We start from the raw sequence: 24,475 nt of genomic DNA on the forward strand, positions 1-24,475 counted from the left end.
AGGCCACGCGACGGTGCAGAATTCTGCTCCGTTGCACGCCCCGGCTAAGGTCACGGCATGGATCCCAGGGTCTCCGCGACGGAGCTTCGCTCCTGCTTCGCCCAGGGATGACGAAGTTGGGGAGGGCTCGGGCTGACAGCGCTACTGGCGCTATTCCTCCCACGGCTGTAATCCATTGCCATGATCAACATCCTGAACACGCCCGATTTCCAGCAGAGCCAGCGACTGCGCCTCAACACGCTGATCCGGCTGCGCTGGCTGGCCATTGTCGGACAGAGCGTGACGGTGCTCGTCGTCGCTTACGGCCTGAAATTCCCGCTGCCGGTCAGCCTGTGTTTTGCCCTGATCGCCTGTTCGGCCTGGATGAACCTGTTTCTGGCCTTCCGGTTTCCGGCCGCGCACCGGCTCACTCCGTTCGCAGCCTTCGGCATCCTGATCTTCGACAGCCTGCAGCTAGCCGGGCTGCTCTATATGACCGGCGGCCTGACCAATCCGTTCTCGCTGCTGATGACCGTGCCCGTCGTCATTTCGGCAACGTCGCTGCCCCTTCGCCTCACCGCCATCCTTGGCGGGCTGGTGATGATAGCGGCGACCTTGCTGGTCTTCCGCCATCTGCCGCTGCCCTGGCCTGAGGACGCGCCGCTGGCGATGCCCTTCGTGTATGTCGCCGGCATGTGGATGGCGGTGCTGTCGTCCATCGCCTTCACCGCCATGTACGCTTTCCGGGTGGCCGCCGAAGCCCGGCTTCTGGCCAACGCGCTCGCCGCCACCGAACTGGTGCTGCAGCGCGAGCAGCACCTTTCCGCGCTCGATGGCCTGGCCGCCGCCGCCGCGCACGAACTCGGCACGCCCCTCGCCACCATCACGCTGGTCGTCAAGGAAATGGAGAAGGCGCTCGGCACCGATCCGAAATACGGGGAAGACGTGAAGCTGCTGCGCTCGCAGAGCGAGCGCTGCCGCGAAATCCTGAAGCGCCTGACCAGCCTGTCGTCCGAAGGCGAGGCGCATCTGTCCCGCCTGCCGCTGACCTCGCTGGTCGAGGAGGTCACCGCGCCACATCGCGACTTCGGCATCTCGATCAAGCTTCGTCCGGGCGAGCGGACCGGACCGGAGCCGGTCGGGCGGCGCAATCCGGGTGTCATCTACGGCCTCGGCAACCTGGTCGAGAACGCCGTCGATTTCGCCCGCAAGAGCGTCACCATACGCTGGAGCTGGGACGAGGCGATGGTCTCCTTCTCGATCACCGATGACGGCCCGGGTTTTCCGCCCGAGATCATCGACCGCATTGGCGAGCCCTATATGTCGACACGCCAGGGCAATGAAGCCGGAGGCGGCCTCGGGCTCGGCCTGTTCATCGCCAAGACATTGCTCGAACGGTCTGGCGCCACGCTCGATTTTCGCAATTCGAGCGGCCTCGGCGAAGGGGCCGTGGTGCGGATTTCCTGGCCGAGGAGCGTTTTCCTGAACCCGGAAACGGCCCCGGCGACGATGTTTGACACTGCGTAATTGGACAATAGCCCCGCAAAACTATATCTGCGTAAAAATAAGGCAGCAGGAATTTTCGAGACGATGACAGGCGATGAAAACAGTGGGCCTATGGTTGAAGGCGAGGATACCTCGCTTCTGATCGTCGATGACGACAAGCCGTTCCTGACCCGTCTGGCCCGTGCCATGGAAACCAGGGGTTTCGTGGTCGAGACGGCGGAGAGCGTCGAGGAGGCCGTGGGCAAGGCCCGCGCCAATCCGCCCGCCTATGCGGTGGTCGATATGCGGTTGGGCGACGGCAATGGCCTCGACGTGGTCGCCGCCATCCGCGAGAAGCGCGAGGATTCCCGCACCATCATCCTGACCGGTTACGGCAACATCGCCACCGCGGTGACCGCGGTGAAACTCGGCGCCGTCGACTATCTGTCGAAGCCCGCCGATGCCGACGATGTCTTTGCGGCACTGACCCGCACCACCGGCGAGCGCGCCGCCCCACCGGAAAACCCGATGTCGGCCGACCGGGTGCGCTGGGAGCATATCCAGCGCGTCTACGAGATGTGCGAGCGCAATGTCTCCGAGACCGCGCGCCGGCTCAACATGCATCGCCGCACGCTGCAGCGGATCCTCGCCAAGCGCGCGCCGCGCTGAGAGACGTCGACTCCGGGCAATTGGCGTAAGGCCACCCGAGCTTCGTCATCCTCGGGTCTGCGCCGCGTCGCTACGCTCCTTGCTACGCCTGTGGATGACGAAGCGATGTCGGTCGATTTCCCAAGCATACGATATGCCTGTGAACTCATACGAAACTAAGGCGCCTTGCATCGTCAACGGCACCTGCCATCATTGCAAACAACGTTGGCTGCCAGGCTAGGTAACGGAGGCAAAATGCAGGATTTGAAGCAACGGCCGGTTTCCGTCTTCCGCGAGTTCCTGGACAGCGAGGCGGCTGGCGGCATTATCCTGATGGTGGCGGCGGCCCTTGCCCTGATCGTCGCCAATTCGCCGCTTGCCGAAACCTATTTCGCCGTTCTCCACGCCTATATCGGCCCGCTCAGTGTCTCGCACTGGGTCAATGACGGGCTGATGGCGGTGTTCTTCCTGCTCGTCGGGCTGGAGATCAAGCGCGAGATGCTGGATGGCCAGCTCTCGACCTGGCCGCGCAGGATGCTGCCTGGCATCGCCGCGGCCGGCGGCATGGTGGTGCCGGCTCTGGTCTATGTCGCCATCAACAGCAGCAATCCGGCCGCACTGTCCGGCTGGGCGATCCCGACCGCCACCGACATCGCCTTCGCCCTCGGCGTGCTGTCGCTGCTCGGCAGCCGCGTGCCGGCCTCGCTGAAGGTCTTCCTGACCGCGCTTGCCATCATCGACGACCTCGGCGCCGTCATCATCATCGCCATCTTCTACACCAGCGGTCTGTCGCTGGCCTATCTCGGCGCGGCCTTCGCCGTCATTGCCGCGCTTGTCGTGCTCAACCGCATGCGGGTGATGAGCCTGGTGCCTTATCTCATGCTTGGCGCCATCCTGTGGGTGCTGGTGCTGAAGTCCGGCGTCCATGCCACGCTGGCCGGCGTAGCACTTGCGCTCACCATTCCGCTCGAACGCTCCGCCGGGATCGGCCACGATCTCGACCGTTCGCCGCTGCACCGGCTCGAGCATGGCCTGCACAAGCTGGTGGCGTTCATCGTCGTCCCGATCTTCGGCTTTGCCAATGCCGGCGTTTCGCTTGCCGGCCTGAGTTTCGGCGCCTTGATCGAGCCGCTGACGCTGGGCGTCGCGGCCGGTCTCGTCGTCGGCAAGTTGGTCGGCGTGTTCGGCTCCTCCGCGCTCGCCATCCGCTTCGGCCTCGCCGATCTGCCGGCCCATGCCGGCTGGTCGCACATGATCGGCATCTCGCTGCTGTGCGGCATCGGCTTCACCATGAGCCTGTTCATAGGCCTGCTCGCCTTCGCCAGTGACGTGGCGCTGCAGGACGCGGTCAAGGTCGGCATTCTCGCCGGTTCCTTCATCGCCGCGCTGCTCGGCGCCGCGGTCCTGCTGATGGCGCCGGCTGCGAGTGGAGTGGAAGGGACGGAGGAGTAGCAGTTCCGGGCTGGAGCATCTGACAGTTGCGGGCGTCAATTTCAGGGCCGCGATTACTCGCTCTCCCCCTCCAGTGCCGGCACCGCGACCCCCGCGAGTTCCGCCGCCAGAAGCCGCGAAGCACCCGCACGCGCGATACGCAGCATCAGCGCCTTGCGCGTTGCCGCCGCCATGTGATGCTCCGGCGCATCGCGCAGGATTTCGGCGCCATATCCGTCGGAGAGAATGAAGCCGCATTCTTCGGGAAAGATTTCGGCCGGCACGCCCGGATGGGTGGCAAAGAAAAAACGGTCGGAATGCAGGCGATAGTCCGGCCACTTGCGGTCAACGCGAAAATCCTCGATCGAGGATTTGATCTCGATGATCCAGATATCGCCCTGCCGCGTCAGCGCCACGAGGTCGGCGCGGCGGCCGGTGGCCAGCGACAGTTCAGGCAGCACATGGGCGCCCATTTGCATCAGCAGCCGCTGCACGCCACGCCGCACCAGCATGGCGCGCTCGGACTGGCGGCCGTCGATCAGAGGGTTCAGGAGAATCGGGGAGATGATTGGCATGGCAGGCACCATGCCAGATTTTGTTCATGGTTTGAACCCGTTCGATTCTTATTAAGGCTGGCTAATTTAAAGCGACGTGATACCGGTTTCCACAGGCTACGGCTGGATAGCGCCGCCTGACTTGTCGACAAGCCGGTCGGCTTCACCACTTTGATTAGCGCTCACTAATATGCTATAGGCAAATGGTGAGGGGCTAGTTCCATGAGACAGTCGCTAAGACACATCGCATTGGCATGGCTCATTCTGCCCGGCGATGCAGACGCTCACGATTGGTATACAGGCAAGACTGATCCCGTCCTTCACTATAACTGCTGCGGAAACAAAGATTGCCACCCGATCAGTTCCGACTACGTCAGGATGACGAAAGACGGTTATTTCGTCAGGATGCCGCGCCCGGCTTACTTGAATGAGCCCCAGGAACCGGAGTGGTTTATCCCCCGAGAACGCGTCCAGACTTCGCCTGATGATCAATACCATATCTGCGAGCGATTGATGACGTTTTACCGGACGATCATTCCTCACTTGAAATTTGAGGCCTATTACCGGTTCAGATGGACGTGCTTCTTCGCGCCGCCGGGGACGGGTTCAATCCAGTCGGATTGAACCCGGCAAGGGCTTTCTGTCATTGGGTCTGTCAAATATACAATCGCCTTTTAGAAGGCGATTGTATATTTGACGGACCCATCCTCGTTTAAGCGCCGGGCCGCGAGGCCGATTTGTCTGATTTGTACGATTTCACCTACGCGGCTTGCGAGCTACTTTCACTAGGGATACGTTTCGGTTTCGCCATGGAGCATTTGCCATGCACGAACTCGATGAAACGAAAATGCTGATCCAAACCGCCAAGGACAAGCACGCCAACTGGCTTGTCGACAAAACCGGAATCACCCTCAGCCAAGCACGCGAGCTTATCGATTTGCTTGGCGTTGGCAGTTTGCCATCGCTGGTGCGCGAAGCTCTCTTGCTGGCGAAAAGGTAGCCGAAGGCTGTTTGGTCCGTTTGCTGGATAAGACCGGAATTTTGTACGCATTCGGACATGCCATTGCGAACAGGTCCGCTTAGGAACATGCTCAACCTTCACCGGCTCGTCCCCTCAAAAGCCGGCGTACGGCCCGGCCTGCGGGATCCTGTGTCACACGATGAGCAGGCCGGGCTGTTGTCCTTTGTGCGTGGTGCCTGATGACTGACAATTTCGGTCACGCCTTCGAGATGGCCATGATCCTCGTCATGGCCCTTGCGGCGATTGGGATCATCCTAGTTGTCATGGGAATCTTCTGAAGGACGCTATTTCCCGGAGCCATCGGGAGCTATCTGAAAAAGCCCCGGCGCTTGGGCCTGCACCGGGGCTTTCGACACGTACGAGCTACATCAGCATGTCCGATTATGAGCATGTGCTGATATGGTGAAGAAAGGGTGAATAGCCGTCTAATCTTCGCCTTGATCCCGCTTCCGACGCGCCAGTTCCTTTATCTGTTCCTGGGTCAGCTTCAGTGCATGCGCGGTCTTCTTTACGATAGCCTCAAAGGCTGCGTCGGACTGGTCGGCTTTCAGTTCGCGCGCGGCTTCTCTAAACTTGTCGATCTGCGGCTGCGACGGTTTCTCAGGCGTCTGTGGCGGGCTTTTTATTGGGTTTGAACAGGGCTGGGTTGGCTCACCCTTCGTATCAAGGCAAGGAGGAGACGCTGTGAGCCATCCTCCTCGCTTTGGGACAGTGTGGGGGGCGATGACGCAAGGTTAGGGGTGCCTAGTTCCCCGCCGCTTAAAATCACCTTCGACAAGCAGAACGATACATACTCCGACCACGGCAGACATTGCGGCACTTTCTATGATGCTGCGCAGATCGTCACCGTTGAAAATCATGTACACGATATGGCCGAGAAAGACGCCAACCGCCCCTCCGCGTCCATAGCCTAAAATCCTCTGGTCCATGACGCGCACCATATCAGCACGTCCTCAATTCGCCATCGGTCTATCAACTATAGGCTTTTAGGCGGCGATTATCTGGTAGCCAAACCAAAAGCGAAATTGGAAGACATTCAGGACAGACCGGCAACCCAGCAAACCCGAAGAACCACTACCGCTGCCAGAAGCCACGGTGCACCGAGACCAGCTCGTCCGCAATTTCGGGGAACGGGCCGTGAACCTCGATCTTCTTCTGTCCAGAGCCGAGCACAACGCGCGAGGACAGGTTCATCGTCGGGTTTTCGGGATGGTCGCTAGTCAGCGCGAGAAGCTCGATCTCCTCGAAGCCATAGACCAGCCGGCCGATATTCGCCCAGTAGAGCGTTCCGGTGCACATCGCACAGGGCTCGCCGGTTGAGACCAGCGTGCATGTCCACAGAAACTCAGGCGAATAGGCTGCTGCCGCGCGCCGTGCAAGTTCGGTCTCGGCGTGATGAATGGTATCGATATTGCCTTGGCGCATGAGGATCGCGTCGTCGGGGCCGACCAGCACCGCACCGAACGGATGATGGCCGTGCGCGGCAGCCTCGCGAGCGACCGCATCGGCGGCGCGAAGGTAGGCGAGCATCTGGTCGCGGGTCATGCGCTCTCTCCGGCTTATACGTTACGTTCATATTAGGGCGTGCAACTACACGAACCAATGCTGGCGGCCTTCACGGAAGTGTGCAAGGCCACTCGCACCGTCGACAATCACAGGGGCAAGACGGGGCTTTCGAAGATGCGGGCTGTCATCTAGTTTGCCGTCTTTCGCCGCCTTCGCCCAGGCCACCTTCCTCAATACGAGGTCTATCGCTCCTGCGATGGGGTTTGTCGCTGACTCACGCCGCCCCCGCCATATCATCCAGGATCGGGCAGTCCGGCCGCTCGTCGCCATGGCAGGCGTGAACGAGCTTCTGCAGCGTCGAGCGCATCGATTGCAGCTCGCGCACCTTCTCCTCGATCGCCATCACATGGGCGGCAGCGATCGCGCGCACGTCCTGGCTGGCGCGGCCACGATCCCTGTAGAGCGCCATCAGCTGGCGGCAATCGTCTATGGAAAAGCCGAGATTGCGCGCGCGGCGCAGGAAGGCCAGCCGATGGATGTCGTCGCCCGAATAGTCGCGGTAGCCATTGGCGGCGCGCGCGGGCGCGATCAGGCCGATTTCCTCGTAGTAGCGGATGGTCTTGGCCGGCAGGCCTGAGCGGTGGGCGGCGTCGCCGACATTCATGGCGGGTCCTCGATTTTGCGGGCCTGCGATTCAGGCCCATTGAATTTCCTTGACAATCCGGCGAGGTATGTTGCCGAAATGCCATAGTGATACGCATACCAGCATGTAAGTCCCCGCATATAGGCATCGTGTGCTTGGCAAGCAAAGCAAATGCCAGCATGAATGATGATGAGAAAGCGGCCGACTCGTGCCGCTCTGGTTTAGGCGGGGCACCGGATCACCACATGCGCATGAAGTCGCTTGCAATAATCGCCGCACTGGCGCTGTCCACCGCTATTGCCGGTTGCAGCACCATCGGCGGGCAGATCTTCTCCAACGACTATGGCGCGGTGACCGATGCCGGTTACCAGCTGCCGCGGATCCCGATCGAGAAAGTGCCTTCGAAGTACCATCGCCAGGAAGTCAACTACGACACCAAGGAAAAGCCGGGCACCATCATCGTCGATACGCAGAACAAGTTCCTGTACTTCGTCGAGGGCGGCGGCCGGGCCATCCGCTACGGTATCGGCGTCGGCCGCGAAGGCTTTGAATGGCACGGCACCGCCCATATCGCCATCAAGCGCGAATGGCCGACCTGGACACCGCCCTCGCAGATGATCAAGCGCCAGCCCGAACTGGCCAAGTTCGCCGGCGGCATGGATCCGGGCCTGAAGAACCCGCTTGGCGCGCGCGCCATGTACCTGTTCAACAAGGGCGGTGACATGGGCTACCGCCTGCACGGCAGCCCCGAATGGAACTCGATCGGCAAGGCGATGTCGTCGGGCTGCATCCGGCTGATGAACCAGGATGTCATCGACCTCTACGATCGCGCCGAGGTCGGCGCCAAGGTCATCGTTCTTTAGGCCATGATGCCGGAAAGCCCCGCTTTTTCGGCACATCGTGGTTAAACTGGAAGTCGCCTTTCATACGCGGACCGTCTAGGCAACAACGGACGTCCCAAACAGAAAACCGGGCAATTCGGCCCGGTTTTTTGTTGTCTGTCGGCAGGGAACTGGCGGTTAGGAGACCTGTTCGACCTGCTGCACTTCCGGCACGAAATGGCGAAGCAGGTTCTGGATGCCGTGCTTCAGCGTCGCCGTCGACGACGGGCAACCGGCGCAGGCGCCTTTCATGTGCAGGAACACGGTGCCGTTCTCGAAGCCGCGGAAGGTGATGTCGCCGCCGTCCTGGGCGACCGCCGGGCGCACGCGCGTGTCGAGCAACTCCTTGATGGTGATGACGAGCTCCTCGTCGGCCTTGTCGTAGAATTCGCCCGTCTGGCTGGTCTCGGCGGCGGGGCCCGCCTTGGCCATGACAGGCGCGCCGGACATGAAGTGCTCCATGATGGCGCCGAGGATTGCCGGCTTCAGGTGCTGCCAGTCCGGGCCGTCCTTGGACACGGTGATGAAATCATAGCCGAAGAACACGCCGGTGACGCCGGGGATTTCGAACAGCCGGCCAGCCAGCGGCGAGGCCGTCGCCGCACTGTCGGCATCGCGGAAATCGGCGGTACCTTCGAGCAGCACTTCCTTGCCGGGCAGGAATTTCAGCGTCGCCGGATTGGGCGTCGACTCGGTCTGGATGAACATAGCCGTCTCCATGCCCGTTTTGGGCAACTAGTTTGGAATAGTTCTAAATAGGCTCTATCGGCTGGACATTCAAGCGAAACGCGTCGCCGGAACGGCTGGCTGGCGGAATGTTTTTGCTGGCTGGGGAACTGGATCCCGGGCGGGCCTTAGGCGAGGCTGTCGATCTCCTCATCCGACAGGTTCTGCGGCACCACGGTCACCGGGATCGGAAAGGCCGCACCCTTGCCGGCCACGGCACCGACCAGCGGTCCGGGACCTTCCTTGCCGGCGCCGGCCGCCAGCACCAGGATGGCGATATCCTGGTCTTCCTCGATCAGTTTATGGATCTCTTCCGTAGGCTTGCCTTCGCGCACGACCATCTCCGGTTCGATGCCGAGCTTCTGGCGCACCTTGTTGGCGTAGCCGTCGAGCGCCGCGCGTGCCGTGGCGTTCGCCTCCTCGCGCATGATCTTCTCGACGCCCAGCCAGTGCTGGAAATCGTCCGGTACGATGACATAGAGCAGCACCAGCGTGCCGCTGGTGCTCTGCGCCCGCTTCGAGGCGTAGGCGACGGCGCGTTCGCATTCTGGCGTGTCATCGATGATCGTCAGGAATTTCCTGCGATGACCGGCTTCGCGGCTGAGACGTTTGGAGACCATGTCTACCTACTCGGTAACTTTTCGGCCGCAATCTGCCACTGCGGCAGGCCGGCGGCAAGCCGCCGGCCACAGGCCAGTATGTCTTGGCCGGTATGAGGCGGCGCGTTGACGATCGGGCTCAGCCCTGCAGCAGCCCGACAATATCGCGCACCGTCTTCATTGTCGTCTCGGCAAGCACGCCGGCGCGTTCGCCGCCGTTCCTGAGCACGGCGTCGACATAGGCCCGGTCGCCCTGGATGCGGCGCATCTCGCCGGCGATCGGCGCCAGCTTCTCCACCGCGAGATCGGCCAGCGCCGGCTTGAAGACGGAGAATTGCTGGCCGCCGAATTGCTTCAGCACATCGGCCTTCGACATCTCAGCGAGACCCGCATAGATGCCGACCAGGTTCTCCGCCTCGGGCCGGCTTTCCAGCCCGTCGACCTCGCTCGGCAGGGCCTCCGGGTCGGTCTTGGCCTTGCGGATTTTTTTCGAGATGGTGTCAGCATCGTCGGTCAGGTTGATGCGCGACAGGTCCGATGGGTCGGACTTCGACATTTTCTTCGATCCGTCGCGCAGGCTCATGATGCGCGCCGCCGGCCCGCCGATGACCGGTTCGGTGATCGGGAAGAAGCCGTTCACCGTCTCCTCACCGACCTGCATCTCGACGCCGACGCCAAGACCGGCAATGCGGGCGGAGAAATCGTTGTTGAATTTCTGGGCGATGTCGCGGGTCAGTTCCAGGTGCTGCTTCTGGTCCTCGCCCACCGGCACGTGGGTGGCGCGGTAGAGCAGGATGTCGGCCGCCATCAGCGAGGGATAGGCGAGCAGGCCCAGCGAGGCATTCTCGCGGTCCTTGCCAGCCTTGTCCTTGAACTGCGTCATCTTGTTCATCCAGCCGATGCGCGCGACGCAATTGAAGATCCAGGCAAGCTCCGCATGCTGCATCACCCGCGACTGGTTGAAGACGATGTGCTTCTTCGGATCAATGCCGGAGGCGAGGAACGCCGCGGTGATCGACCGCGTCTGGTCGGCAAGATCGTCATAGACGAGCTGGGCGGTCAGCGAATGCAGGTCGACGACGCAATAGATGCAGTCGGACGTATCCTGCAGGGCGACGAATTTCTTGATGGCGCCGAGATAGTTGCCGAGATGCAGATTGCCGGTCGGCTGGACACCGGAGAAGACGAGTGGCTTGAAGGCGGACATGGTTTCCTCATGGCTTGTGGAGGGCCGTATAAGCGTGATTCCGAAAAGTTGCAGACTTTTCGGAGCCAATCACGCGGCTGGAAACCGCGCGCGGCGAAAGCCTTGCGACGGCGCGCTTATGGACGAGAGTGGGGAGAGGATCAAGAGGCGTGAGATCGCTCCGCGACCATGTTGATTTATTTTTGTAGTGTGCTACGTATCAATGACTATACAAATGAATGTAGGTACTGCGATGACCATCAACATCAACAACAAGGAGGCGGACAGCTTGACGCGCGCCTTCGCCAAGGTCGAGGGAGTCGGCCTCACCGAGGCGATCGTCATCGCCATGCGCGAAGCCCTGGAGCGTCGGCGTAACCGAGAGACACCTCTTGAGACGGCTGCACGACTCCGTGCCGAATTCGGGATCGAGCTGAGCGAGCAGGCACGCAATCCGCTGCCGCGCTCGGTCTACGACGAACTGTCCGGCGAAGACTGATGTTCGTCGACGCAGCCGCTATCGTCGCGATGCTGAGCCAAGAGGCCGAAGCTCCACGCTGCTCGCAAGCGATCATGGAGGCGCCGGCTCCTTTCACGTCGGCGATCGCCGTCTGGGAAGCCTCGATGGCGCTTTCGCGATCAGAAAAATTGGCAGTGCCCGTCGAAGTAAGCCTGAGGATAGTCAGTCGTTTTCTTGAAGAGCGAGCTATAGCCTTGCGGGAGCTTCCGCCTGCCTCCGAGGCAACGTCATTGTCCATCGAGGCTGCGTCGCGGTTTCGCAACAACGCCATTCGCCTGAATTTGGCGGACTGTTTCCACTACGCTTGCGCGCGCTACTACGCCGTTTCGATACTTTCGACGGCAGACGAATTCCGGCTTACGGATCTGGAGACTGTTCCTTAGTCGCTGGCGATCCCCTGCGCCCGACATTGCGCCGGATCATACTGAAATCGGCACCGCCGGTGACGAACGCGGTGACGAAATAGAGCGTAGCTCCGCCCGCCACCAGCGCGAGTACCGTCGTCGCCTTGATGACCAGCGGCGAGCCGGGTCCGAGCCTGACGGCGAAATAATGCTCGGCGAAATAGAGGGCGACCCCCATTACCACCGCCGACAGCACCAGCCGCGGAATGCGCTTCAGGAGCGGCACGTCGCGGCCCCAATGGCCGCGCCGGATCAGCACGGCAAGCAGCATCAGCGCGTTGACCCAGCCGGCGACGGCCGAAGCCACGGCAATACCGGGTGCGCCCATCCTCGGGAACAGCGTCAGCGCCGTGGCGACGTTCACCGCCACGGAGATTGCGGCGAAGATCATCGGCGTGCGCGTGTCTTCGCGGGCGAAATAGCCTGGGGTGAAGGCCTTGATCAGCACGAAAGCCGGCAGGCCGAGACCGAAGATCGCCAGGATCGCCGCCACGACAGGCGTTGAATGGTTGGCGGCGAACGCGCCGCGCTCATAGACCAGCCGTACGATCGGTTCCGACATGACCCAGAGTGCCGCCGCCGCCGGCAAGGTCATGAACAGGGTGAATTCGACGGAGCGGTTCTGCAGATTGGCGGCCTCGATCAGGTTGCCTGACTTCAGCGCCCGCGACAGTTCGGGCAACAGCACGATCGCCACCGCGACGCCGACGACACCGAGCGGCAACTGGTAGACGCGGTCGGCATAGGCCAGCGAGGAGACGGCACTGTCCTGCGCCGAGGCGATGGCCGTTCCGATCAGCTGGTTGATTTGGGTGATGCCGCCGGTGATCGCCGCCGGCAGCGCCAGGATCAGGAGCCGCTTCACGTTCGGCGTCATCTTCGGCCGGCGGAAGCCGATCGAGATGCCGGCATTGCGCACCGCCACCCAGACGATGGCAAGCTGCACCACGCCCGCCGCCAGCACGCCCCAGGACAGGGCGAAGCCGACAGCATGTGCATCCAGTCCATGGTACCAGGCGTAGCCAAGCACGCTAATCAGGATGATGTTGAGGAAAGCCGGCGCGATCGCCGCCGCGAAATAGCGCCGCAGTGAGTTCAGCATGCCCGCCATCATGGCTGCGAGCGACATGCAGATCAGATACGGGAACATGATCGTCGCAAGCGTGACGGTCGTCTCGAACTTGCCCGGCGTGTCGGCAAAGCCCGGCGCCACCAGATAGCGCACGATCAGCGGCATCGCCAGTTCCATGGCAACGGTCAGCGCCAGGAGCGCGGTGAACAGGACACCGAACACCTCTTCCGAGAAACGCTTGGCGCCGTCGGTGCCGTGCGTCTCGATCTCCTTGGCGAACAGCGGCACGAAGGCGGCATTGAAAGCGCCCTCCGCGAACAGCCGGCGAAACGTGTTGGGAAACTGGAAGGCGGCATTGAAGGCGTCCGCGACCGGTCCGGTGCCGAGTGCGGCTGCCATCAGCATCTCGCGGCCGAAACCGAGCGCACGGCTCATCAACGTGCCGGAAGCGACGGTAGCAAATTTCTTGACGAGACTCATGCGTTCGCAAACTACCTGTGGGACTGGGAGAAGGGGATGATGGCCGTCACTCGGCGGCTGCCTTGGACCTGCCGCCGCGTTCCGGCACGATGCCTTCGAGCGTCGCGATCAGCCGGTTGCGGATAGTGGCGATGCGGGCTGGGCTGTCGATCTTCTGGCCGGTGAGGTCGGTGACGTAGAAGGTGTCGATGACCTTCTCGCCGAAAGTGGTGATATGCGCCGAGGCAATGTCGAGCGACAGGTCGGACAGCGTCCGGGTGATCTCCGACAAAAGGCCAGGGCGGTCGAGCCCCTCGACCTCGATGACCGAAAACCGGTTCGACAGCGCGTTGCGGATTTCGGCGCGCGGCGGGATCTTGAACACCTTGGATCCGCGCCTTGGCTTGGTGCGTTTCTCGATCATCTCCGGCAGCCAGCTCTTGCCCGACAGCACGTCCTCGATCAGCCGGCCGACGCGCTCGGCGCGCCGGCGCTCGTCCTCGTCGCGATCGAACTCCCTCGATATCAGGATCGTGTCCAGAGCGCGGCCATCCGATGTCGTGAAGATCTGCGCGTCGACGATGTTGCCGCCGGCCCCGGCGCATGCCCCGGCAATGACCGAGAGAAGACGGGGATGGTCCTGCGCCAGCACGGTGATTTCGGTCACCGCCTCGAACTGATGGGTCTTGACCATGGTGGCGAGCTTATTGCCAGCCGCGTCCGTCTCGCGAATGAATTCGGCGTGGCGGAGCTGGTCCGGCAGGTCCACGGTCAGGAGATAGTTTTCATAATGCAGCCTGACATAGCGCTTGCGCGCCTTGTCGGGCCAGTCGGCGAGCGCCTCCGCCAGGCGTTCGCGCGCTGCCGCCGTGCGTTGGGCGCGCGAGACTTCCGAAAAGCCGCCGGTCAGCAGCAGTTCGGTCTCGTAGTAGAGCGTACGCAGCAACTGGCCCTTCCAGCCATTCCACACGCCCGGTCCGACGCCCCTGATGTCGCAGACGGTCAGGATCAACAGCATCTTCAGCCGCTCGACCGACTGCACGATCGAGGCGAAGTCCTCGATCGTCTTGCGGTCGTTGAGGTCGCGGGTCTGCGCCGTCATCGACATGACGAGGTGGTTCTCGACCAGCCAGGCGACGGTTTCCGTATCGGCCGGCGAAAGCCCCATATGCGGGCAGATCCGCCTCGCGATCCTGGCGCCGGCCTCGGAATGGTCTTCAGGCCTGCCCTTGGCGATATCGTGCAGCAGCACGGCGACATAGAGCGCCTCGCGGCTCTTCTTCAGGCCCGGCATCAGCGAATGCGACAGCGGATGCACCTTCTCGCCGTCGCCGCGCTCGATCTCGGCCAGCACGCCGATGCAGCGGATCAGGTGCTCGTCGATCGTGTAGTGGTGGTACATCGAGAACTGCATCATGGCGACGATCTTGCCGAAATCCGGGATCAGCCGGCCCAGCAGCCCCGCCTCATTCATGCGCCGCAGGTTGAGTTCGGCGTTGCGGTCCGAGGTCAGTATGTCGAGGAACAGCCGGTTGGCTTCCTCGTCGCGCCTGAGCGACTTGTTGACCAGGCCGAGCGAACGAGTGAGCAGTTTCAGCGCATCGGGATGGAATTCCAGCCCGTGCTTGTCGGCGAACCAGAACAGCCTGAGAAGATTGACCGGGTCGCGCTCGAAGACGCCGTCGTCGGCGATGTTGATGCGATGGTTGTCGACGATGAAGTCGGACGTGCCGGCAAGCTTGCGCTTACGGCGCTGAAAGGTGAGGAAGATGCGGTTGAAGCCGGGAACGTGCTTGGCCTGCTCTTCCTCCAGCGCGGCGCAGAAGATGCGGGTCAGGTCGCCGACATCCTTGGCGACGAGGAAATAGTGCTTCATGAAGCGTTCGACAGCCGACAGGCCGGGATGGGTCGTATAGCCGAGCCGTTCGGCGATCTCGCGCTGGATGTCGAAATGCAGCCGCTCCTCGGCCTTCCCCATGAGGAAATGCATGTGGCAGCGCACCGCCCACAGGAAATCCTCGGCCTTCTGAAACTCACGATACTCGGCCTCGGTAAAGACGCCTTTCTCGACCAGTTCCTCACCGGTGCGCACGCGGTAAAAATACTTGCCGATCCAGAACAGCGTCTGCAGATCGCGCAACCCACCCTTGCCGTCCTTGACGTTGGGTTCGACCAGATAGCGGCTTTCGCCGGCCTTGGCATGGCGCTCGTCGCGTTCGGCGAGCTTGGCCTGCACATATTCCGGGCCGGTCGTGCGCACCACCTCATGGTCGAAGCGCAGCATCAGCTCGTCATAGAGTTTGCGCTCGCCCCACAGGAAACGGGCTTCCAGGATCGAGGTGCGGATGGTGATGTCGGTGCGCGACAGCCTGAGGCACTCATCGATGTTGCGGGTGGCATGGCCGACCTTCAGCCCCATGTCCCACAGCATGTAGAGCATGTACTCGACTGTTTGTTCGCCCCACGGCGTCTGCTTGTAGGGCAGCAGGAACAGGAGGTCGATGTCGGATCCCGGCGCCAGCGTGCCGCGGCCATAGCCTCCGACGGCAACGACCGCCATGCGTTCGGCCGAGGACCGGTTCTTCACCCGGTATACATGCGTCGCGGCAAAGTCGTAGAGCGCACAGATCAGCTCGTCCATCAGGTGCGACAGCCGTTCGGCGCAAGCGTTGCCGCCGCCATCTTGCCTCAGCATGGCCTCGGCTGTCTTGCGGCCCTCGGCGAGGCGCCCCTTGAGAAGCTGAAGAACGGCAGCACGGATGGCTTGGCTGGAACCGTCGCCGGCACTGGCCGCGGTCAGCGCGGTCATCTCGCGGCGCAAAGCGTCGCCGTCGATCAATTCATCGAGCTTCAGGGAAATTTTCGCCATGGATACCGGTTGGCCCTGCCTTTTGGGCGGCGTCTATAGCGTGTTTTCGTGGCGCTGGGTATGGGCCTGCTGTCGATCCGGCAAACGCTCTAGTCGTTTGCCTCGACTGGAGCGAGCGGTACGACAATCTGCCGCCGCAGCCTGCAGAGATCGGTGATCTGCCGCGCTGCCCGCCGGGCCTCCCTGCGTATCCGCGCGAGAGCCGGCATCCTGTGTCCGCCGGCGAGCCCGCTTGCGACCCACTCGGCCTCCCGTCCCGGTTCAACCAGGCTCGGCAACCTGTTGCCCACGAACTGCTCCTGCGCACAGAGCGCCGGGACCAGCTGGTAGATCGTCTTGCCGCTCGACGTAGCGAACGCAGGGTCGAAGATGAGACTGTCCACCGCCACGTTGACGTCGGCGGTCGCCTCGAGAAGGGCACGTGCCATTTGCCGGGAGAGCAGGTAACCGCCAGTTCCGATGTGGTTCTTGCGGAGCCTGAACAGCGAAAAACCGCCGCCGACGGAAAACCTCTCCCTCTGGATCACGGTTGTGTGGAAGAATGTCTCGAGCTTGACGACATCGGCATCGGCCGGAATCCAGCTAGTATCGGCAAGCAGCGCACCGGCTTTCGCGGAAAACACCATGTCGTCCTCGAAGACGGCGCCATAGGGCGCGTCGTCTTGCGCGATAATGGTCCAGCAGGCGCGATGGCTGTGCAGGCATGCGATCTCGCTGCCGGACAGGCGCCGCACCGCATACAGTGGATGCTGGCGCTGCAGCATGAGCTCCGGATGGTCCCTTGCATCGATTGCGGCAACCCGCTCGAATCCGAGGCCGATGAGCGCAAACTCCGCCGTCGTATGGGCAAGCCGGTCGGGAGATCGATCGAGGTTGATGACCAGGCGCTTCATTCTTCAACAAAACTTATTTTTTCTTGGGATGGCAGGCTCTATAGCACATGTGGAGCCGGCGTCTCCTATTTTCTTGCGAAAGGTTTTGCGTTGTAATCAAACGAAAGGACAATAGGGCTATTTGCCCCTCAATTGGCCGACATCACTGTGGATTTTTAGGGGAGGCGTGGGTTTCAATTTCTGCCTCCGCTCGCCGCATGGGCGGGTCCAAGCAACACTGAGGCCTATACTTACCTTGAGGAGTGTTGGGGATTTCCGCCGCGGTGCCGGCTGGCTTTCTTCCCGCGACGCCCAAGCGCATTCCTGTGCCGTAGGATGTGGACCTGTCGGCCGTCAGGCAAGCTTAGGCGCCGGGACGATAATGTGTCGCCGACCTCTGCAGAATTCGACGATCCACTGCACGGTTCGTCCGCCTTCCACCATGATTCTTTCGGCGATCGGCTTCCTGCATTTTGCGACAAGCCCATTCGCGGTCCCTGTGGCACGAGCTCGGCCTTTGTGCAGGGGGGTCGATCGATTTCACGGGGCTTGAAATGCGGAAAACCAAAACGGCCCTTGACCTTCCAGTTACTGGAAGCACTACCTCGGGTTTTGAAGCAGTGACAATCAAGGCATTTTTAGAATGACGCATTCAGATCACGATCACCACACGCACGGCTCGCATCGCGGCTGTTGCACGCCGAAAGGCGCTGCCTCGGATGCGGTTCTGCGCGACCCGGTCTGCGGCATGACCGTGGATCCGGCCGCCGGCAAACCGACATTCGAGCATGGCGGCCGCCTCTATCATTTCTGCAGCGAGCGCTGCCGTTCGAAGTTTCAGGCCGAGCCGGAAAGCTACCTGACGGCGACCGACCCTGTCTGCGGCATGAGCGTCGACCGCGCGACGGCGAAACATTTTGTCCGCCATGAAGGCCAAGGGTTTTATTTCTGCTCCGCCGGCTGCAAGGCGAAGTTCGAGGCGGCGCCGCAAACCTATCTCGGCGGCAGGCCGGCGCCGGCGCCGGTGCCCAAGGGCACGCAATACACCTGCCCCATGCATCCGCAGATCATCCGCGACAAGCCCGGCTCCTGCCCGATCTGCGGCATGGCGCTCGAGCCCATGGGCGTGCCGATGGGTGATGAAGGGCCAAATCCCGAACTGGTCGACTTCACCAGACGGCTCTGGGTGAGCGCGGTGCTGTCGGTCCCGCTGCTGATCGTCGCCATGGCGCCGATGATAGGCCTGTCGCTTGAGGGCCTGGTCGAGGATCGCGCAAAGGTCTGGATCGAACTGGTCCTGGCGAGCCCGGTGGTGCTCTGGGCCGCCTTCCCGTTTTTCCATCGCGGCTGGGACTCGATCCTCAACCGCAGCCCCAACATGTGGACGCTGATTTCGCTTGGCGTCGGCGCCGCCTATCTCTACAGCGTCGCCGCCACGCTCTTCCCGGACATCTTTCCGCATCAGTTTCGCGGCCATGGCGGTGCGGTGCCGGTTTATTTCGAGGCAGCCGCAGTCATCGTGGCGCTGGTCTTCCTCGGCCAGGTGCTGGAACTGCGCGCCCGCGAAAAGACCGGATCGGCGATCCGAGCTCTGCTTGACCTCGCGCCGAAGACCGCACGGCGAATCGCCGAGGACGGTTCCGAGAGCGATGTGCCGCTGGACGACGTCAAGACCGGCGAGCGCCTGCGCATCAGGCCCGGCGATGCCGTGCCGGTCGACGGCACGGTACTCGAAGGCCGCTCCTCCATCGACGAATCGATGATCACGGGCGAGCCCTTGCCGGTCGAGAAGGCCGAAGGCGACGCCTTGACCGGCGGCACGCTCAACAAAAATGGCTCGCTGATCATGCGCGCCGAACGGATCGGCGCCGAGACGACGCTGTCGCGCATCGTCGAACTCGTCGCCAAGGCACAGCGCTCGCGCGCACCGATCCAGGGCCTGGCCGACCGCGTTTCCTTCTATTTTGTCCCGGCCGTCGTCCTCGTCGCGATCGCCGCATTTGTCGCCTGGGCGGTCTTCGGCCCCGAGCCCAGCCTGATCTTCGCCATCGTCTCGGCGGTTTCGGTGCTGATAATCGCCTGTCCCTGTGCGCTGGGTCTCGCCACGCCGATGTCGATCATGACCGCCACCGGGCGCGGCGCGCATGCCGGCGTGCTGATCAAGGAAGCCGCCGCGCTTGAACGCTTCGCCGCTGTCGACACCTTGATCGTCGACAAGACCGGCACGCTGACCGAGGGCCGGCCGAAATTGACCGACGTCGTGGCTGCCAGTGGCTTTTCCGAGGACGAATTGCTGGTATACGCCGCGACCCTGGAAAAAGGCTCGGAGCACCCGCTGGCCGAGGCCATCGTCGACGGGGCGGGCCAGCGCGGCGTGAAGATCGCCGAGGCCGGCAGCTTCGAAGCGGTTACCGGCAAGGGCGTTTCCGGCACGGTATGGGGCAAGAGGGTCGCGCTCGGCAATACCGTGATGATGGCCGATCTCGCCATCGACGTTTCCGCAATCCTGGCCAGCGTGGAAGCGTTGCAGGGCGATGGCAAGACGGCGATGTTCGTCGCTGTCGACGGCAAGCTGGCCGGCATCGTCGCCGTCGCCGATCCGGTCAAGGCGACCACGACCGAGGCGATCAAGGCGCTGCATGATAGCGGGCTGAGGATCATTATGGCGACCGGCGACAATGAGCGCACCGCCAAGGCGATCGCTGGACGTCTCGGCATCGACGAGGTTCGGGCAGGTCTGTTGCCGGAACAGAAGGCGGCGCTCGTCGACGAACTGCGCGGCAGGGGTGCCGGCGTTGCCATGGCCGGCGACGGCGTCAACGACGCGCCGGCGCTTGCCGCCGCCGATGTCGGCATCGCCATGGGAACGGGCGCCGATGTCGCGGTCGAGAGTGCCGGCATCACTTTGGTCAAGGGCGACCTGAACGGCATCGTCCGCGCCCGTACCCTGGCCCAGGCGACCATCGGTAACATCCGGCAGAACCTGTTCTTCGCCTTCCTCTACAATGTGCTCGGCGTGCCGGTCGCCGCCGGCGTGCTCTATCCGCTCACCGGCACGCTTTTGTCGCCGATGCTGGCGGCGGCGGCGATGAGCCTGTCCTCCGTCTCGGTGATCGCAAACGCATTGCGGCTCAGAACATTGAAACTCTGAGATCAACTCCCAGATACCAAACCCAACCAACAGGAGACCATGAATGACCTTGGCTAAAAAACTCGTGCTGCTGCTGATGGCCGCCGGAATGCTGCTTGCCGTCTTCCTTGAAAGCGTGCCGGCGCAGAGCGAGGAGATGAAGCACGACATGGGCGCCATGGCCATGGGGGCGGAAGGCCCTTCGACGGCGGGCTACAAGGCGGCTATGGACAAGATGCATACCGGCATGATGGCCTCGCAATATACCGGCAATGCCGATGTCGATTTTGTCCGCGGCATGATTCCGCATCATCAGGGCGCGATCGACATGGCCAAGGTCGAGCTGGCCAACGGCAAGGATCCGGAAATCCGCAAGCTCGCCGAAGGCGTCATCGCCGCGCAGGAAGCCGAAATCAAGCAGATGCGGGACTGGCTCGCCGCCCATCCGGTGAAGTAAGCTTCCGGCATCGCCAAGCAGGGCCCGGCGAGAACTCCTTCCGGAGTCTCGTCGCGGCTCGATGCGATCGGGTACCACGGAGCCAGGCCATGGAATCGAGCGTCAGGACCACCACGCTGCCCTGCGGCGAGGCCATACCCGTTCTCGGCCAGGGTACGTGGAAGATGGGCGAGGATTCGCGCCGGCGCTCCGAGGAGGTAGATGCCCTCAAGCTCGGTCTCGACCTCGGCGTCACGCTGATCGACACCGCCGAAATGTATGCCGGCGGCGGTGCGGAAGAAGTGGTGGCCAAAGCTATCGCCGGGCGCCGCGCCGAGGTCTTCCTGGTGTCGAAGGTCCTGCCTTCCAACGCTTCGCAGGCCGGCCTGCAGCGCGCCTGCGAGAACAGCCTGAAGCGCCTCGCCACCGACCGCATCGATCTCTATCTTCTGCATTGGCCGGGCAGCGTGCCCCTATCGGAAACGGTCGAAGCCTTCGAGGCGCTGAAAAAAGCCGGCAAGATCCGGCATTGGGGCGTCAGCAATTTCGACACCGACGAGATGCAGGAATTGGGACTCCTGTCCGACGGCGACAAGGTACAGACCAACCAGGTGCTTTACAATCTGGTCCGCCGCGGCCCGGAATTCGATCTCACGCCCTGGATGAGGAAACGTGGCATCCCACTAATGGCCTATTCGCCGGTGGAGCAGGGCGCGCTGGCATACAATGCCAGGCTCGCCGAGGTCGCAGCCCGTCACAGCGCAACCGCGGCGCAAATCGCCCTGGCCTGGGTAATCCAGCAGGACGGCGTCATCGCCATTCCCAAGGCGGGCAGCCAGGCGCACGTCCGCCAGAATTTTGCCGCACTGGACATAAAGCTTACGCCGCAGGACATCGCCGATCTCGACAGTGCGTTCCCGCCACCCAGCCGGAAGAGTGGGCTGGAGATGATCTGACTACTTCCCCGCCAGTCCCTTCAGCCGGTAAAGCGCCTCCAGCGCTTCCTTTGGCGTCATCTCGTCGGGGTTGATGTCACCCAGTGCCGCGCCCAGCGCGTCGCTCTTCATCGGCCTTGGCGCTTCCCGCTTTACCGCCACCGAAAATAGCGGCAGGTCGTCGACCAGCCGGTTGGTCTTGCCGGAGACCTCGCCTTCCTCCAACTGGTGCAGCACCGCCTTGGCCCGTTCGACCACCGCTTCCGGCAAGCCGGCGAGCCGCGCCACCTGCACGCCGTAGGAGCGGTCGGCGGCGCCCTTGCCGACCTCGTGCAGGAAAACGACGTCGCCCTCCCATTCCTTGACCCGCATGGTGACGTTGGAAAGCCGCGCCAGCTTGCCGGCAAGCGACGTCATCTCGTGGAAATGGGTGGCGAAGATCGCCCGGCAGCGGTTCTTCTCGTGCAGATATTCGACCGCCGCCCAGGCGATCGACAGGCCGTCGAACGTTGCGGTGCCGCGGCCGATCTCGTCGAGGATCACCAGCGCGCGTTCGCCGGCCTGGTTGAGGATCGCCGCCGTCTCAACCATTTCGACCATGAAGGTCGAACGGCCGCGCGCCAGATCGTCCGACGCGCCGACGCGCGAGAACAGCCGGTCGACGACCCCGATATGGGCAGACGCCGCCGGCACGAAGGAGCCGGTCTGGGCCAGGATCGCGATCAGCGCGTTTTGCCGCAGGAACGTCGACTTACCACCCATGTTCGGGCCGGTCAGCAGCCAGATCGCGCCGTTCTTGGCATTTCCCTCCGGCGAGAGGTCGCAATCATTGGCGACGAACGGGCCTTCGCCCGAACGGCGCAGCGCTTGTTCGACCACTGGATGCCGGCCGCCTGAAATCTCGAAGGCAAGGCTGGAATCCACCACCGGCCGGCACCAGCTCTCGCTTTCCGACAAAAGTGCAAGTGCCGCCGACACGTCGAGCACGGCGAGCGCATCGGCGCCGGCGCGGATCGCCTCGGCCTGGCCGACGGCTTCGGCCGTCAGCGCATCGAAGGCGGCCAGTTCGATGCTCAGTGCCCGGTCGGCGGCATTGGCGATCTTGGTCTCCAGTTCGGCGAGTTCGGTCGTGGTGAAGCGCATGGCATTGGCCATGGTCTGGCGATGGATGAAGCGCGCCTTGGCGCCATCGCTGCCGGTCATGACGGCATGATGGTTGGCCGTCACCTCGATGTAGTAACCGAGCACGTTATTGTGCCGGATCTTCAGCGAACGGACGCCGGTCTCCTCGATCAGGGAGCGCTCCAGCCCGGCGATCACTTTGCGCGACTCGTCGCGCAGCGCCCGCATCTCGTCGAGTTCGGCATGGTAGCGGCCGCGAACGAAACCGCCGTCGCGTTTGAGCAGCGGCAGTTCCTCGCCGAGCGCCCGGGTGAGATGTTGGGCAAGTGTCTTGGGCAGCGCCTGAATCGCGGCCATCGCGCCGGCCAATTCCTGGGGCAGGGCGATCGCGGCAAAGGTTTCAGCGATGGCGCCTGCCGCCTCGAAGCCGGCGCGGAGCGCCCCGAGATCGCGCGGGCCACCCCGGTTGAGCGCCAGCCTGGACAGGGCACGCGGCATATCGGCGACACTCTTCAGGCTCATCCGCACTGCCTGGCAAAGCCGCACTTCGGAACGGAAGAACGACACCGAATCCAGCCGTGCGCCGATGGCCGCCGGGTCGGTGAGCGGCGCCATCAGCCGGTCGGCGAGCAGCCTTGCGCCGCCGCCGGTCACCGTGCGATCGATCGCCTTGAACAGCGAACCCTCGCGGCTGCCGGACAGCGTGCGCAGCAGTTCGAGATTGCCGCGCGTCGCCGGGTCGATGAACAGGGTCGAGCCCTGCTCCTCGCGCTCGGGCCGCGACAGCGGCGGCCGTTCGGCCTTCTGCGTCTTCTCGACATAGGCGATGGCGCCCGAGATCGCCGACAGTTCGGAGCGCGAAAACGTGCCGAAACTGTCTGGTGTCGCCACCTCGAAGAAGCGCGCGATCCGTCCCGTGGCCGAGGCCGAATCGAATAGCGAAGGCGGCTGTGGGCTGGCGACACGTCCGAGCACGTCGAAAACCGGCTTCAGCTCTGGATCGTGGAACACCGGCTCGGCGACGATCAACTCACGCGGATCGACACGGAAGATGTCGGCGAGCAGCCGGTCGGCGGTGGTCTCAGCGACGCGGAAGGCGCCGGTCGAGATGTCGATCCAGGCAATTGCAAAGCTTCCTTGGTGCCCTGTCGCGCTACCGCGCTCCCCGCCTCTTGGCTCCGCTCCGCCCTTCACCCTGCCCAGCGCCATCAGGAAACTCGATTCCGAGGGTGCCAGCAATTTGTCCTCGGTAATGGTGCCCGGCGTCACCAGCCGCACCACATCGCGGCGCACCACCGATTTGGAGCCGCGCTTCTTGGCCTCGGCCGGATCCTCGATCTGCTCGCAGACGGCAACGCGGAATCCCTGGCCGATCAGCTTCTGCAGGTAATCGTCAGCCGCATGCACCGGCACGCCGCACATCGGAATGTCGTGGCCCTGATGCTTGCCGCGTTTGGTCAAGACGATGCCCAGCGCCCGGCTCGCCTTCTCGGCATCGTCGAAGAACAGCTCGTAGAAATCGCCCATGCGGTAGAACAGCAGCGAATCCGGGTTCGCCGCCTTGATCTCGATGAATTGCTCCATCATCGGAGTGACGGCGGCAGCGCCGGGCTGCGGCGGCGTCATCACCTCGGGGGCGGCGTCGGGCTCGTTCGGGCTGTGCATGTTCATGGCGCGGCACGCTAGCAGATGTGATGGCGCGGTTTAATGCCGGGGGGATAGAAAGCAGGGGAAGACCGCGAGCCATCTTTCCATGGAAGGGGCTATTCAGCGCGCATTGCTCGAGGTGTGATCGCCTGACTGGCTGGCTGGCGCCGCAGGAGGTCAATCGCGTCTACAACCAGGCCGCGGTCGGGCTCTGTCTGTCGGCGGCGGAAGGGGCAATGTGCTCCAGCATGGAATATATGATGGCCGGGTTGCCGGTGGTGACCACACCTAGTCTTGGCGGCCGGGACGTCTTTTTCAATCCGGACTATTGCATCATCGCCGAGCCCGAT

20 protein-coding genes and 1 pseudogene are annotated in these 24,475 nt (G+C 63.0%); 11 read left to right on the plus strand and 10 right to left on the minus strand.

The annotated features are described in order from the left end of the window. The first annotated feature begins 180 nt into the window (after positions 1-180). The 3 genes from FJ960_RS20985 to nhaA all read left to right on the plus strand — a co-directional run bounded on the left by FJ960_RS20985 (position 181) and on the right by nhaA (position 3,564). The gene (locus tag FJ960_RS20985; RefSeq protein WP_181165861.1) at positions 181-1,506 is read left to right on the plus strand and encodes an ActS/PrrB/RegB family redox-sensitive histidine kinase; all 1,326 of its coding nucleotides are present in this window, start codon (positions 181-183) and stop codon (positions 1,504-1,506) included. Positions 1,507-1,569: 63 nt separating this feature from the next. Next, a complete protein-coding gene (locus FJ960_RS20990) occupies positions 1,570-2,133 on the plus strand; it encodes an ActR/PrrA/RegA family redox response regulator transcription factor (RefSeq protein WP_015314185.1) in 564 nt (187 codons plus the stop codon). A 234-nt stretch (positions 2,134-2,367) separates the two neighbouring features. After that, on the plus strand, positions 2,368-3,564 hold the full coding sequence (gene nhaA / locus FJ960_RS20995) for a Na+/H+ antiporter NhaA (RefSeq protein ID WP_140716486.1): 1,197 nt from the start codon (positions 2,368-2,370) through the stop codon (positions 3,562-3,564). Between the two features lie 53 nt (positions 3,565-3,617). Here the strand turns inward: nhaA and FJ960_RS21000 are convergent, their stop codons facing one another. Further along, a complete protein-coding gene (locus FJ960_RS21000; protein WP_181165862.1) occupies positions 3,618-4,118 on the minus strand; it encodes an MmcB family DNA repair protein in 501 nt (166 codons plus the stop codon). 802 nt (positions 4,119-4,920) lie between these two features. Here FJ960_RS21000 and FJ960_RS29555 point away from each other — a divergent pair. Next, a complete protein-coding gene (locus FJ960_RS29555; protein WP_181174281.1) occupies positions 4,921-5,097 on the plus strand; it encodes a hypothetical protein in 177 nt (58 codons plus the stop codon). 1,095 nt (positions 5,098-6,192) lie between these two features. Here FJ960_RS29555 and FJ960_RS21010 read toward each other — a convergent pair. Both FJ960_RS21010 and cueR read right to left on the minus strand, forming a co-directional pair. Beyond that, positions 6,193-6,663, minus strand: coding sequence for a nucleoside deaminase (locus FJ960_RS21010; RefSeq protein ID WP_140509102.1), 471 nt, complete (start codon positions 6,661-6,663; stop codon positions 6,193-6,195). Between the two features lie 235 nt (positions 6,664-6,898). After that, a complete protein-coding gene (gene cueR, locus FJ960_RS21015) occupies positions 6,899-7,288 on the minus strand; it encodes a Cu(I)-responsive transcriptional regulator (protein WP_140509104.1) in 390 nt (129 codons plus the stop codon). 224 nt (positions 7,289-7,512) lie between these two features. On the opposite strand from cueR, the gene FJ960_RS21020 reads away from it, so the two are divergent. After that, positions 7,513-8,130, plus strand: coding sequence for a L,D-transpeptidase (locus FJ960_RS21020; protein WP_027142903.1), 618 nt, complete (start codon positions 7,513-7,515; stop codon positions 8,128-8,130). A gap of 156 nt (positions 8,131-8,286) precedes the next feature. On the opposite strand, the gene FJ960_RS21025 is transcribed toward FJ960_RS21020, so the two are convergent. The 3 genes from FJ960_RS21025 to trpS all read right to left on the minus strand — a co-directional run bounded on the left by FJ960_RS21025 (position 8,287) and on the right by trpS (position 10,680). Continuing rightward, positions 8,287-8,856, minus strand: a complete 570-nt coding sequence (locus tag FJ960_RS21025) for a NifU family protein (protein ID WP_027142904.1) — start codon at positions 8,854-8,856, stop codon at positions 8,287-8,289. 146 nt (positions 8,857-9,002) lie between these two features. Then, a complete protein-coding gene (locus FJ960_RS21030) occupies positions 9,003-9,494 on the minus strand; it encodes a universal stress protein (RefSeq protein WP_010913128.1) in 492 nt (163 codons plus the stop codon). A gap of 118 nt (positions 9,495-9,612) precedes the next feature. Continuing rightward, positions 9,613-10,680 (minus strand): tryptophan--tRNA ligase, encoded by a 1,068-nt coding sequence (trpS, locus tag FJ960_RS21035; RefSeq protein ID WP_140716492.1) that lies wholly within the window; start codon positions 10,678-10,680, stop codon positions 9,613-9,615. 232 nt (positions 10,681-10,912) lie between these two features. Between trpS and FJ960_RS21040 the strand changes: the two genes are divergently transcribed. Next, complete coding sequence (locus FJ960_RS21040) at positions 10,913-11,158, plus strand: type II toxin-antitoxin system VapB family antitoxin (RefSeq protein WP_140509110.1); 246 nt, start codon at positions 10,913-10,915, stop codon at positions 11,156-11,158. Continuing rightward, positions 11,158-11,562, plus strand: a complete 405-nt coding sequence (locus FJ960_RS21045) for a type II toxin-antitoxin system VapC family toxin (protein ID WP_140509111.1) — start codon at positions 11,158-11,160, stop codon at positions 11,560-11,562. Before FJ960_RS21040 ends, FJ960_RS21045 begins: the two co-directional genes overlap by 1 nt. Here FJ960_RS21045 and murJ read toward each other — a convergent pair. From murJ to FJ960_RS21060, 3 genes are all read right to left on the minus strand, one after another. Then, positions 11,537-13,135 (minus strand): murein biosynthesis integral membrane protein MurJ, encoded by a 1,599-nt coding sequence (gene murJ / locus FJ960_RS21050; protein WP_140716494.1) that lies wholly within the window; start codon positions 13,133-13,135, stop codon positions 11,537-11,539. The two genes, FJ960_RS21045 and murJ, sit on opposite strands and share 26 nt — an antisense overlap. Positions 13,136-13,181: 46 nt before the next feature. Beyond that, complete coding sequence (locus FJ960_RS21055) at positions 13,182-15,983, minus strand: [protein-PII] uridylyltransferase (protein WP_140716496.1); 2,802 nt, start codon at positions 15,981-15,983, stop codon at positions 13,182-13,184. An 89-nt stretch (positions 15,984-16,072) separates the two neighbouring features. Then, positions 16,073-16,876, minus strand: coding sequence for a glycosyltransferase family 25 protein (locus FJ960_RS21060; RefSeq protein ID WP_140716498.1), 804 nt, complete (start codon positions 16,874-16,876; stop codon positions 16,073-16,075). A 622-nt stretch (positions 16,877-17,498) separates the two neighbouring features. Between FJ960_RS21060 and FJ960_RS21065 the strand changes: the two genes are divergently transcribed. From FJ960_RS21065 to FJ960_RS21075, 3 genes are all read left to right on the plus strand, one after another. After that, positions 17,499-20,006: a heavy metal translocating P-type ATPase gene (locus FJ960_RS21065; RefSeq protein ID WP_140716500.1), complete on the plus strand. Its 2,508-nt coding sequence runs from the start codon at positions 17,499-17,501 to the stop codon at positions 20,004-20,006. Positions 20,007-20,049: 43 nt separating this feature from the next. Then, positions 20,050-20,442 (plus strand): DUF305 domain-containing protein, encoded by a 393-nt coding sequence (locus tag FJ960_RS21070; RefSeq protein ID WP_140716502.1) that lies wholly within the window; start codon positions 20,050-20,052, stop codon positions 20,440-20,442. Between the two features lie 89 nt (positions 20,443-20,531). Next, positions 20,532-21,377, plus strand: coding sequence for an aldo/keto reductase (locus tag FJ960_RS21075; RefSeq protein ID WP_140716504.1), 846 nt, complete (start codon positions 20,532-20,534; stop codon positions 21,375-21,377). On the opposite strand, the gene mutS is transcribed toward FJ960_RS21075, so the two are convergent. Then, on the minus strand, positions 21,378-24,149 hold the full coding sequence (mutS, locus tag FJ960_RS21080; RefSeq protein ID WP_140716506.1) for a DNA mismatch repair protein MutS: 2,772 nt from the start codon (positions 24,147-24,149) through the stop codon (positions 21,378-21,380). A gap of 23 nt (positions 24,150-24,172) precedes the next feature. Here mutS and FJ960_RS29935 point away from each other — a divergent pair. Continuing rightward, positions 24,173-24,418, plus strand: a pseudogene (locus FJ960_RS29935) (glycosyltransferase); the annotation flags it as partial. Between the last annotated feature and the right edge of the window lie 57 nt (positions 24,419-24,475).

Origin of the sequence: Mesorhizobium sp. B2-3-11 (genome assembly GCF_006442215.1) — a bacterium.
Taxonomy (GTDB): domain Bacteria; phylum Pseudomonadota; class Alphaproteobacteria; order Rhizobiales; family Rhizobiaceae; genus Mesorhizobium; species Mesorhizobium salmacidum.

Bases quoted from the DNA above. Each gene is read 5' to 3' on its own strand.
- FJ960_RS20985 (WP_181165861.1), top strand. From the start codon at position 181: ATGATCAACATCCTGAACACGCCCGATTTCCAGCAGAGCCAGCGACTG.
- FJ960_RS20990 (WP_015314185.1), top strand. From the start codon at position 1,570: ATGACAGGCGATGAAAACAGTGGGCCTATGGTTGAAGGCGAGGATACC.
- nhaA (WP_140716486.1), top strand. From the start codon at position 2,368: ATGCAGGATTTGAAGCAACGGCCGGTTTCCGTCTTCCGCGAGTTCCTG.
- FJ960_RS21000 (WP_181165862.1), bottom strand. From the start codon at position 4,118: ATGCCAATCATCTCCCCGATTCTCCTGAACCCTCTGATCGACGGCCGC.
- FJ960_RS29555 (WP_181174281.1), top strand. From the start codon at position 4,921: ATGCACGAACTCGATGAAACGAAAATGCTGATCCAAACCGCCAAGGAC.
- FJ960_RS21010 (WP_140509102.1), bottom strand. From the start codon at position 6,663: ATGACCCGCGACCAGATGCTCGCCTACCTTCGCGCCGCCGATGCGGTC.
- cueR (WP_140509104.1), bottom strand. From the start codon at position 7,288: ATGAATGTCGGCGACGCCGCCCACCGCTCAGGCCTGCCGGCCAAGACC.
- FJ960_RS21020 (WP_027142903.1), top strand. From the start codon at position 7,513: ATGCGCATGAAGTCGCTTGCAATAATCGCCGCACTGGCGCTGTCCACC.
- FJ960_RS21025 (WP_027142904.1), bottom strand. From the start codon at position 8,856: ATGTTCATCCAGACCGAGTCGACGCCCAATCCGGCGACGCTGAAATTC.
- FJ960_RS21030 (WP_010913128.1), bottom strand. From the start codon at position 9,494: ATGGTCTCCAAACGTCTCAGCCGCGAAGCCGGTCATCGCAGGAAATTC.
- trpS (WP_140716492.1), bottom strand. From the start codon at position 10,680: ATGTCCGCCTTCAAGCCACTCGTCTTCTCCGGTGTCCAGCCGACCGGC.
- FJ960_RS21040 (WP_140509110.1), top strand. From the start codon at position 10,913: ATGACCATCAACATCAACAACAAGGAGGCGGACAGCTTGACGCGCGCC.
- FJ960_RS21045 (WP_140509111.1), top strand. From the start codon at position 11,158: ATGTTCGTCGACGCAGCCGCTATCGTCGCGATGCTGAGCCAAGAGGCC.
- murJ (WP_140716494.1), bottom strand. From the start codon at position 13,135: ATGAGTCTCGTCAAGAAATTTGCTACCGTCGCTTCCGGCACGTTGATG.
- FJ960_RS21055 (WP_140716496.1), bottom strand. From the start codon at position 15,983: ATGGCGAAAATTTCCCTGAAGCTCGATGAATTGATCGACGGCGACGCT.
- FJ960_RS21060 (WP_140716498.1), bottom strand. From the start codon at position 16,876: ATGAAGCGCCTGGTCATCAACCTCGATCGATCTCCCGACCGGCTTGCC.
- FJ960_RS21065 (WP_140716500.1), top strand. From the start codon at position 17,499: ATGACGCATTCAGATCACGATCACCACACGCACGGCTCGCATCGCGGC.
- FJ960_RS21070 (WP_140716502.1), top strand. From the start codon at position 20,050: ATGACCTTGGCTAAAAAACTCGTGCTGCTGCTGATGGCCGCCGGAATG.
- FJ960_RS21075 (WP_140716504.1), top strand. From the start codon at position 20,532: ATGGAATCGAGCGTCAGGACCACCACGCTGCCCTGCGGCGAGGCCATA.
- mutS (WP_140716506.1), bottom strand. From the start codon at position 24,149: ATGAACATGCACAGCCCGAACGAGCCCGACGCCGCCCCCGAGGTGATG.